At 61.5% G+C, this 11,631-nt stretch carries 1 protein-coding gene; it reads left to right on the plus strand.

Annotation, left to right across the window (positions count from 1 at the left end):
• The first annotated feature begins 349 nt into the window (after window positions 1-349).
• Window positions 350-11,587: a BapA/Bap/LapF family large adhesin gene (locus C7387_RS11700; protein ID WP_120816759.1), complete on the plus strand. Its 11,238-nt coding sequence runs from the start codon at window positions 350-352 to the stop codon at window positions 11,585-11,587.
• The last annotated feature ends 44 nt before the right edge of the window (window positions 11,588-11,631 follow it).

Here is an 11,631-nt window from a genome sequence, read left to right on the forward strand (position 1 = left end):
TCACTACAACTAGTACTTTTCTCATACCTGCAAGATTTGTATTTAACTCTATCTAATCTTTATTTCACTTTGGCTTAAGTTGCGGTCCTACCCATTCCTGACTATATCTTTTTTAACTGCCAGATTAAAAAGACGATTTTAAGATCCGTCGTTACGGATAATCACACAGCGTTATTTTTACCATCTGAGCGATAAAAATATCCGCCCAACGACGGCGGGTGAAGTGTTTTTTACACATTTTAAATTGCAAATGGACCTGTTGTTTTAAGCCCTGTCATCAGGGTCATTGTTGCACGCCAGTACACGGCGATTGCAGTACAACCACGCTCTCAATGACGGAGTGATAACAATGCGTCCTATATCTATAATTTCAAAATTAACTGGCGTGAGTAACAAGGTTGAAGCCTCTGAAATTACGCTAAGTGCACCTTCTATCGTCAAGCTGCAGCTTGAGCGTTCAGACATCACCAGCATTGTCCGCTCCGGTCAGGACATGATTATCACCCTGCACTCTGGTGAAAAAATCACCATTCATAATTTCTATGCCGGTGGTAATCAGGATCCCAGTCAGCTGGTGCTTGAAGATAACCACGGTGCATTGTGGTGGGTTCAGGACACCGACGGTGCCTTCCACTTCGAACATATTGATGATTTAACCTCGCTGATGGCCGCCGAAGGGAGTCATGACGGCGCTGCCGCCTGGCCGTGGGTGCTGGGTGCACTCGCTGTTGGCGGTGGTGTTGCTCTGGCAGCCAGCGGCGGCGGGGGTGGCGGCGGAGGAAGTGACAACAACTCAGGCAATAACGGTAGCGGAAATGGCAACGGAAATGGCAATCCAGGAAGCGTCAACCCTGGTGGCAGCAAAGATCCTGATCCCTCCAACCCGGATCCTAAAGCCCCTTCTGTACCTGTCCTCGGCAGCATTACCGATAACGTCGCCCCGGTAACCGGCACGCTGCAACCCGGCCAGGCAACCAATGACAACACGCCGACCCTGCAGGGTACCGGTACCGCGGGCTCCACGGTACATATCTATGATAACGGCACTGAAATAGGTAGCGTGGTGGTCGATGGCAACGGCAACTGGTCATTTACCCCGACAACCCCGCTGGCCGACGGTTCGCACCAGATAACGGTCAGCGCATCTAATGGGTCGGGCAGCAGCGAAACCTCTGCCGGGTGGCCCATCGTCGTGGATACCGACCCACCACCGGCGGCGACCGTCAGCCAGGAAATTGATAACGTCGGCTCCATTCAGGGCGCCATCCCCAGCGGCGGCGTCACCGACGATGCCACGCCAACGCTCACCGGTACCGGCGTCGCCGGATTTACTATTTCGGTTTACGACAATGGCGGCGTACTGCTTGGTACCACCGTTGTGGATAGCAGCGGTAACTGGAGTTTCACCCCGGGCACACCGCTGAGCGACGGTGTCCATAACCTGACGGTGATTCAGTCAGATGCCGCGGGCAACCCGAGCGTTGCCACCACGGTTCCAGCCTTTACTGTCGATACCACCCCGCCGCTGGCCGCGACGATCACCGGGATTAACCCTGAAGGGACTACCGTCACCGGTAGCGCAGAGCCCGGCAGCACGGTTACGATCATCGACAGCAATAATCATGTTCTCGGTTCCGTTGTCGTTGATAACAGCGGCAACTTCAGTATCGGTATTACGCCTGCGCAAACGCATGGCGAAGCCCTGACCGCAGAAATTCACGATGCCGCCGGTAACACAGGCCCGGATACTCCGTTCAACGCCACCAGCTCCGGCCTCCCGACGGTACCGGTGATTGTCAGCATCGTGGACGATGTTGCACCGGGCACGGGTCCGTTAAGCAACAATCAGTCCACCAATGACTCTACCCCGACCATTTCAGGTACTGCGGACCCAAATACCACCGTTAATATCTATAACAACGGTGCTCTGCTGGTCAGCGTCTCCGTTGACGGTAGCGGGAACTGGAGCTGGACGCCGCTGGTCGCGCTACCGGATGGCCCACATGCCTTTACGGTGACCGCCACCAACGCGGCGGGCACCGGCGCGAGTTCCGGGGCATTCACCGTTAACATCGATACCACGCCACCGGCACCACCCACCGACCTGGCCGTCTCACACGATGGCGTCACGGTCACCGGTATCACAGAAGCCGGAAACACAGTGGTCATTAACGACAGCCACGGTAACCCGATTGGTACCGGCACCGCCGGACCTGATGGCCATTTCAGTATTACCATCGCCCCGCCACAGACCAACGGTGAAACGTTGACGGCGGTGGCGACGGATCCTGCCGGAAACCCAGGTTTACCGGGCATAGCCACCGCCCCGGACACCACCGCTCCGGTACCGCCTTCCAACCTGGCCATAAACCATGCAGGGGATCAGGTCACCGGTACCGCAGAGCCGAACAGCACCGTGCATATTCTTGATCCGCACGGCAATATCATCGGCACCGCCACCGCCGACGGCAGCGGGGCCTTCACCGCCACGCTGGTTCCACCACAAACTAACGGCGAAGTGCTGGAAGCAAACGCGACCGATGCGGCGGGTAACACCAGCACCGACACGCCGGTTACCGCACCGGATACCACACCACCAAACGCCCCGACAGGCGTCGTCGTCGCCGGTGATGGCGCCTCCGTTACCGGCAGCGCTGAAGCGGGTAGCACGGTTATCATTAAAGACGATCACGGAAATACTATCGGCCAGGGCCAGGCAGATGCCGGCGGTAACTTCACGATCCCAATTTCACCGGCGCAGACTAACGGTGAAACGATAGATCTGACGGCAACCGACGGCAGCGGCAACACCAGCCCGAACGCCTCGGCGGTTGCCCCGGATATCACCCCACCCGCCACGCCGATTATCAGCGCGGTCATCGACGACGTGGCCAACGGCCTGGGGCCGATTGGCAATGGTCAACTGACCAATGACGACAAACCCACGCTGCAGGGCACGGCGGAAATTAACTCGCAGGTGAAGATCTACGATAACGGTGTCCTGCTGGCAACCGTAGGTACTGATGGCAGCGGTAACTGGAACTACACGCCGGGGACGTCGCTGGGTCAGGGCGCACACGTGCTGACCGTGACCGCTACCGATGCGGCGGGTAATACCAGCCCCGCCGCCAGCTGGAACATCATCGTCGACTCTGTCCCGCCGCAGGTCCCGGTATTAACCCTGGTGAACGATGATGTGGGCACCATTACCGGCAACGTCCTCAACAACGGTAACGTGACCAACGATACGACCCCGACCCTTTCCGGTACCGGCGAACCCGGCACGCAGGTGAGTATCTACGACGACGGGGTCCTGATGGCCACCGTCACCGTCGACAGCGGAGGAGCCTGGAGCTACCCGGTGCCGGTTGGTCAGGCGCTGGGCGATCGCGATCACAACATCACCCTCACCGCCACCGACGCGGCGGGTAACGTCACTACCTCTCCTACAACGGTAACCATTACCGTTGACACTCAGGCACCTTCGGCACCCGTTATCATCGCTGCGGCAGACAATGTCGGCAGCGTGCAGGGCGATCTGCCGACCACCTCGCGCTCTGACGACACCCTGCCGCTGCTGAAAGGCACCGGCGACGTCGGTTCCACCATTACCATTTACGATGGCGCGACCCCCATCGGTACCACCACCGTTATCGCCGGCGGCACCTGGAGCTTCCAGGTGACGCAGCCGCTGAGCGAAGGGGCGCACGCGCTCTCCGCCGTCGCCAGCGACGCTGCTGGCAACACCAGCGCCGCCGGAAACTTTGCCCTGACTATCGACACCACCCCGCCAGCCGCACCGGTTATTCTCTCGGCGCAGGGGCTGGTCGGCAGTACCACCGTCACGCTCGTTGACGGCGGCAGCACCAAAAGTACGGCTCCAACTATTTCCGGCACCGGTGAGGCTGGAGCGAGAATTATCATTTCGGATAACGGTACGGTGATTGGCAACACGACGGTGCAGCCAAACGGCACCTGGACGTTTGTTCCGTCACCGCCGCTGACCGATAATGCCCAGCACCACTTCACCGCCACCGCCACCGATGTGGCAGGCAACATTAGTATTCCATCCGCCGACTTCACGCTGACGGTCGACAACCTGCCGCCGTCGCAGCCGCTGCCGCCGACCATTACCGATGATGTCCTGCCGGTGGTCGGGGTCGTGACCAACGGCAACACCAACGACACCACACCAACCTTCAGCGGCACGGGCGCGAACCCGGGCGATACTATTTCGGTCTATCTCGATGGCAATGCTGCCCCGCTTGGCACCGCGCTGGTGGCCGCTGATGGCACCTGGAGCTTTACGCCAGGCACCGCGATAAACCCGGACAGCTATCAGATTACGATCACCGCGACCGACGCCGCCGGCAACGTCAGCCTGCCGTCGCTGCCGATTACGCTGAACATCGATATCACCCCTCCGGGTAACCCGACGATCCTCGCGGCGAACGACAACGTCGGTACCATCCAGGGCGACCTGGCACCTAACGCTATCACCGACGACAACACGCCAACCATTCGCGGGACCGGAGATAACGGAGCGACCATCACTCTGTACAACGGTAGCACCGTGATCGGCACCACCACCGTCGTCGGCGGACTGTGGAGCTTTACCCCTGGTACCGCCCTTGCCGACGGCAGCTACACCATCACCGCCATCGCCACCGACGCGGCCGGTAACCCCAGCGGCAGCTCCAACAGCATCTCGTTTACCGTTAACACCGTGCCGCTGACCCTGCCACAGGTGACCGATATTCAGGATAACGTAGGGGTCATTACCGGTTCCGTAAGTAACGGTGGGGTAACCGACGACACCACGCCAACCTTCAGCGGCACCGGTACACCAGGCAGCACCGTACTGGTTTATGTTGATGGCCTGCCGATTGCCGTAGCCGTTGCCACGGTGGGGGCAAATGGTACCTGGAGCGTCGATGTTCCGCTGGGCGTGGTCAACGGCCCGCACACCATCACCTTCGGCACCCAGGATGCCGCAGGCAATAGTCTGCCTGCCGGTAACCCGATAGTCCTGAATCTGGACACCAGCCCGCCGGCCCCTCCGCTGGTCACTATCGTCGATCCGAACGGTACACTGGTCAGCGGTACCGCCGAGCCCGGCAGCACCGTGATTATTAAAGACAACGGTGGCAATGTGCTTGGCACCGGCCTGGCGAATGCGATCACCGGGGCATTTACCGTCACTATCTCTCCGGCGCAAACCACCGGAACGGCGCTGACGGCGACCGCGCAGGATACGGCGGGCAACCAGAGTCTCCAGACGCCGTTTATTTCCGCCATCTCAACGGTCCCGCATCCGCCAACGCTTGAAGTGTTTGATGACGTCAGCCCGATTACCGGCGTCGTCGGTAACGGTAAAACCACCAACGACACGCTGCCTACCCTGCAGGGGGTTGCCACCGCGGGCGCAACGGTGCATATCTACCAGGACGGCGTACTGATTACCTCCGTTCCGGCTGATGCCACCACCGGGGCGTGGAGCTACACGCTCCCGACGCCGCTGGTGAACGGCAGCACCCACAGTTTTGCGGTGTCCCAGACCGTCACCGGGGTCGACAGCGGCCAGTCGCCGACCTACAGCATCACCATCGATACCAGCGCACCGCTGGCACCGGCCATTACCTCGGTCACTGACGACGTAGCACCGGTTGTCGGTACGGTGAATAATGGTCAGGCAACCAACGACGCGCAGCCAACCATTAACGGTACCGGCGAAGTCGGCGCCACCATCACCATTTACGATGGTGGCGTGGCCATTGGTACCACGGTGGTGAACGGCAGCGGTAACTGGAGCTTTACCCCGACGGGTACGCTCGGTGACGGTAGCCACACCTTTACCGCCCGCGCCACCGATGCGGCAGGTAACCAGGGCGTGGCATCCGGTAGCTACCAGATAACCATCGATACGGCTGCACCTTCCGCTCCGGCCATCGTGACCGTAACCGATGATGTCGGTACCGTGGTGAACCTCACCCCAGGTCAGGTGACCAACGACAACACCCCGACGCTGACCGGCACCACCGAACCTAACGCACTCGTGACCATCCGCGACAACGGTACGGTAATCGGCACCGCCACCGCCGACGGCTCCGGGAGCTGGACCTTCACCCCGGGCACTGCACTCGGTGACGGAAACCATTCGCTGACCGCCACCGCAACCGATGCGGCAGGCAACATCGGTACTGCCTCGACGGCGTTCCCGATTGTCGTCGACACCACGCCGCCGCCTCCACCGGCAATCGTCACGGTGGTGGACGACGTGGGGGGTACCGTACAGCTGACTAACGGCCAGCTCACCAATGACGCCCAGCCAACGCTTAACGGCACCGGCGAAATCGGTGCGACCATCACCATTCGCGATAATGGCGCACCTATCGGCACCGCTGTCGTCGATGGCTCCGGCAACTGGACCTTCACCCCGGGCACCGCCCTCGGTCAGGGACCGCACGTATTCACCACCGTCGCCACTGACCCGGCGGGCAACACCGGTTCACCGTCGGCGTCCTTTACCATTCAGGTGGACTCCATTGCGCCGCCGGCCCCGGCCATTGTGACGGTGCAGGACAATACCGCGCCGGTGACCGGCCCGATCGCCGGCGGTGGCATCAGCAACGAAAGCCATCCGGGTCTGACCGGGACCGGCGAAATCGGGGCGACTATCACCGTAATGAGCGATGGCGTGGCAATCGGCACCACCATCGTGGGGGCGGGTGGCACCTGGAGCTTTACGCCAGGTACCGCGCTCACTAACGGCCCGCACACGCTGACCGTCACCGCGACGGACAGCGCAGGCAACGTCAGCGCACCGTCCGCCGGGTTTACCTATACCGTGGATACCGCCGCGCCGGGGATCCCGGCGATCGGTCAGGTGGTTGACGATGTGGGCGCGCTGCAGGGTGACCTCAGCAGCGGCCAGGCAACGGACGATACCCGTCCGGCGCTCAGCGGCACCGCTGAGGCCAACTCAACGGTGAAAATCTACGATAACGGCAGCCTGATAGGCACCGTCACGGCGGATGGCACCGGAGCCTGGAGCTTCACGCCGGGTACCGGGCTTACCAACGGCCCGCATGCGCTGACCGTCACGGCAACGGATGCAGCAGGTAACGTCAGTGCACCATCGACGGCGTTCAACATCGTGGTAGATACGGTAGCTCCTCCGGCACCGGCGATTATTCAGGCGGTTGATGATGTGCAGCCTGGCACCGGGATCCTGCTAAGCGGTGCGTTCACTAACGACACCCAACCCTTGCTGAGCGGTACGGCGGAAGCCAACGCGAAAGTGGCTATCTATGATAACGGCACCCTGCTGACAACGGTTACCGCAGCGGCGGACGGCAGCTGGAGTTATCTGCCAGCGGCGCTCGGGAACGGGCAGCACGTGTTCACCGCCATTGCCACCGATGCCGCCGGTAACGTCGGCCCGACGTCGCCGGGCTTCACCCTCAATATAGATACCGTTGCACCACCAACGCCGGTGCTGCTGACGGTTGTCGATGACGTTGCGGGTGGCGTCTTCAACGCCGCGCTGACCAACGGCGGTCTGACCAACGATGCCCGCCCAACCCTGAGCGGCACCGCTGAGGCAGGCAGCACCGTCAATATTTATGACGGCGGCACCCTGCTCGGTACCGCTCTGGTTCAGGGCAACGGTAGCTGGACGTTTACCCCAACCGCCCCGCTCGGCACCGGTTCGCACAGCTTCACGGTGACCGCGACCGATGCCGCAGGCAATACCAGCGGCGCCACCGCGGGCTTCGGTATCGTCGTCGACACCACACCACCGGCCACGCCGTCGATCACCAGCATCATTGATGATGTCGCCGGCGGTATCTTCAATGGCCCGATCGGTAACAACCAGCTAACCAACGATGCGCAGCCGACGCTGAACGGCACTACCGAAGCCAACGCCACGGTCAACATCTATGACAATGGCACCTTCGTCACCAGCGTCACCGCCGACGGCAGCGGTAACTGGAACTACACCCCGCCGACCGCGCTGGCACAAGGCTCGCACTCGTTCACCATCACCGCGACCGACGTCGCCGGTAACACCAGCGGCATGTCAGCAGCGGCAGCCATTATCGTTGATACCGTGCCGCCGCCGGTTCCGACCGGCCTGACGGTGAACGCCAACGGTACGCTGCTCACCGGGGTGGCGGAGCCGAACAGCACCGTCACGATTACGTCGAGCACCGGGACGGTACTTGGCACCGCGACGGCGAACGGCTCTGGTAACTTCAGCTTTACGCTGAGCCCACCGCAGATAAGCGGACAAACGCTGCTGGTCACCGCTCAGGATGCCGCAGGCAACGTTGGCGCAGCAGGCAACGCGCTGGCACCGTTCACCGGCGCCCCACCAGCACCGCTGCTTATCAGTGTGATTGACGACGTCGGCCCGATCCTCGGCACGGTGGCCGCCGGTGCCAGCACCAACGACACCCGTCCGACCATCACCGGTACGGCGCAGGCAAACGCCACCGTCAACGTCTTCAACAATGGCGTACTGATGGGCAGCACTACCGCCGACGGCAACGGCAACTGGAGCTTCACCCCAACCAACGCTATCAGCGAAGGAGCGCACGCCTTTACTGCAACCGCGACCAACGTCAACGGCACAGGGGTTCTGTCCACCTCCTACAGCGTTGTTGTCGACACCACCCCTCCGGGGGCACCGACGGCGCTTATCAGCACCGACGGCGGCACCATTACCGGGGTCGCGGAAGCAGGCAGTACGGTCACTATCACCCTGCCGGGTGGTGGCACGGTTACGGCTATCGCCAACAGCAGCGGAGTGTACAGCGTCACCCTGCCGGTGCGCCAGATTGAAGGGCAACTGCTCTCCGCGACGGCCACCGACTCGGCGGGCAACACCTCATCGCCAACGTCGATTACCGCACCGGTACTGCCGCTGCTGGCGGAAGACAACATCACCACTCTGGCGCTGCAAACCAACGCCACCGTCACGACCCAGCATCTGGACGACTACGGCTTTATGCTGGTGAACGCGCTGGGAACGGTCGCGAACGTGCTGGGCAATAATACCGCCTCGGTAAACTTCAGCGTCGACCCGAACGGCAGCGGCTCCGTCACCATTAACGCCGCCGCCACCGGGATCGTGCTGTCGCTGCTCAGTACCATGGAGATTGTGATCCAGCGCTTCGACACCGGTCTGAACGCCTGGGTCACGGTAGTTGATACCTCGAATCCGCAGTTCGCCAACCTGCTGACCATCGGCTCCAGCGGCGTGACGCTCAACTACGGCGGTTTAACCGGCGGCGACTATCGGGTGGTGACCTACAACACCAACCTGCTGGCCACCGGGTCCTATACCAGCCTCGATGTCGCACTGGTGAAAACCAGCGCCGGGACCATCACCGGTAACACCTCGGAAACGGGGAACGTGATCACCGACACCGACCCGACCAACGGCCAGGACAACGCGCCGTCGGGTACCGTGGTGACCTCCATTACCGATGCCAACGGCAATACCATCACCGTGCCGGTCGGCGGGATTGATGTTCAGGGTCAATACGGCACCCTGCATATCAACCAGAACGGCAGCTACACCTACACCCTGACTAACACCTCGGCGTCGGTGTATGGGCGTACGGAAAGTTTCACCTACACCCTCACCCACGGCACCGATCACTCTTCGGCGAAGCTGGTGGTTTCCCTTGGCCAGAGCCCGGCGGCGAGCACCGTCACGGCGGTTGATGACACGGCATCGCTGACCTACAGCACCACCGTCGCGTCGGTCGATAACGGTACCTCGCACCAGGCGGGCTTCACGCTTGCCAACGTCGGGCTGGGTAACGTGCTGGACGTGAGCCTGGTCAACGGCTTAACCGACCCGGTGAAGTTCAACGTTGATGCCGGTGCCACCCGTACTCTGACGGTACAGGCCAGCGTGCTCGGGGTGACGGTCGGCGGGTTCGATCTGTACGTCTACCGCTTCAACCCGGCCATTCAGCAGTACGAGCAGTATCGCGTACAGCCGAACTGGATAACCGCGCTGCTCAGCGGTAACTCCACGGCCTACACCATCACGCTGCCGGGCGGGGACTATCTGTTCATGCTCCTCGCCTCCGGCGGGCTGGCGCTGGCCACCAGCTACACCATGAATATTCAGGCGGATCACACCTACGCGGTGGACAGCACTACCGCCTCCACCAACGGGAATATTCTGGCGAACGACTCGGCGCCGGCAAATACCGTGGTGACGGAGGTGAACGGTGTGGCGATCAACAGCACCGGCACCACCACCATCACCGGTCAGTACGGGACATTGACCATCGATGCGCAGGGCCACTACACCTACACCCTGAACAGCGGCGTGGGCGCCGACACCATCAGTACGCCGGACAGCTTCGTCTACACCGTCCGCGCGCCGAACGGTGATGTCAGCAGTGCGTCGCTGAATATCACCGCAACGCCGCTGGCGCTGGATGCGGTCAACGACGTCAGCAGCCAGATTGCGGTCACCACCCTGCAGGACACCTCGCAGCCGTTCACCGACAGCAGCGTCGGCAACGCCAGCTGGAGTGCACAACTGCTTTCCCCGACCTCGCAGAACGGGACCGGGACGGTCGAAGTGGCGGCGGGTACGGCGATCACCAACGTTATCCTGCACTTTAACGTTGCGTCGCTGCTCTCGCTCGGCGGGCTGACCGTCACCTGGGCGCTGTACGACAACAACAACGTTCAGGTGGCTCACGGGTCGTTCAACGGCGGGCTGCTGCTCGGCGGCAATATCGATATCGCCCTCAGCGGTGTCGAACTGCACGCCGGAAACTATCGCCTTGACTATACCGGCAGCGTGGGTGCGCTGGGTCTGGGGAATATCACCGTCACGCCAACCGTTCACGGCACCACCGTGGCGCTGGCGAACTATGAAACCTCAGGAGTGAACAGCGTCACCGGCAATATTTATGCCGACGACCATATCAGCAGCGTGCATACCCTGCTGACGGTGAACGGCGCGGGCGGCAGCACTGCCACTCTCGATCCGTCTACCAGCAGCACCGGCACCGCCACCATCAACGGCCAGTACGGCACGCTGACCATGGGCGTTGACGGGCATTACACCTACACGCTTAACAGTGGGGTTTCCCTCTCAGCGATGACGACCAAGGAGACGTTCACCTACACGATTAACGACCAGAGCGGCCACACCAGTACCGCCACCCTGACGATTGATATGAATCCGCAGGTGGTGAGTACCGACCAGGCCGACCGTCTGGTGGGCAGCGTGTACGGCGATACGTTGATTTACCACCTCCTGAGCGCCAACGACGCGACGGGCGGCAACGGCACCGCGGATACCTGGAGCAACTTCTCACTGGCGCAGGGCGACAAGATAGACGTCAGCGCACTGCTGGTCGGCTGGGACGGGCAGAACTCATCGCTCGGCAACTATCTCACCGTCACCAGCAGCGGGAACAACACCGTGATCTCCATCGACCGTGACGGTACGGGCACCACGTACCACTCCACTAACCTTGTGACCCTGGAGAACGTTCACACCACGCTCGATGAGCTGGTACAGCAGAACCATATTGTCGGATAACGAATAAACAGCAGTACCTACAGCCCCGGACGCACGTACGTCCG

This window comes from Yokenella regensburgei (assembly GCF_003634235.1).
Classification (GTDB): domain Bacteria; phylum Pseudomonadota; class Gammaproteobacteria; order Enterobacterales; family Enterobacteriaceae; genus Yokenella; species Yokenella regensburgei.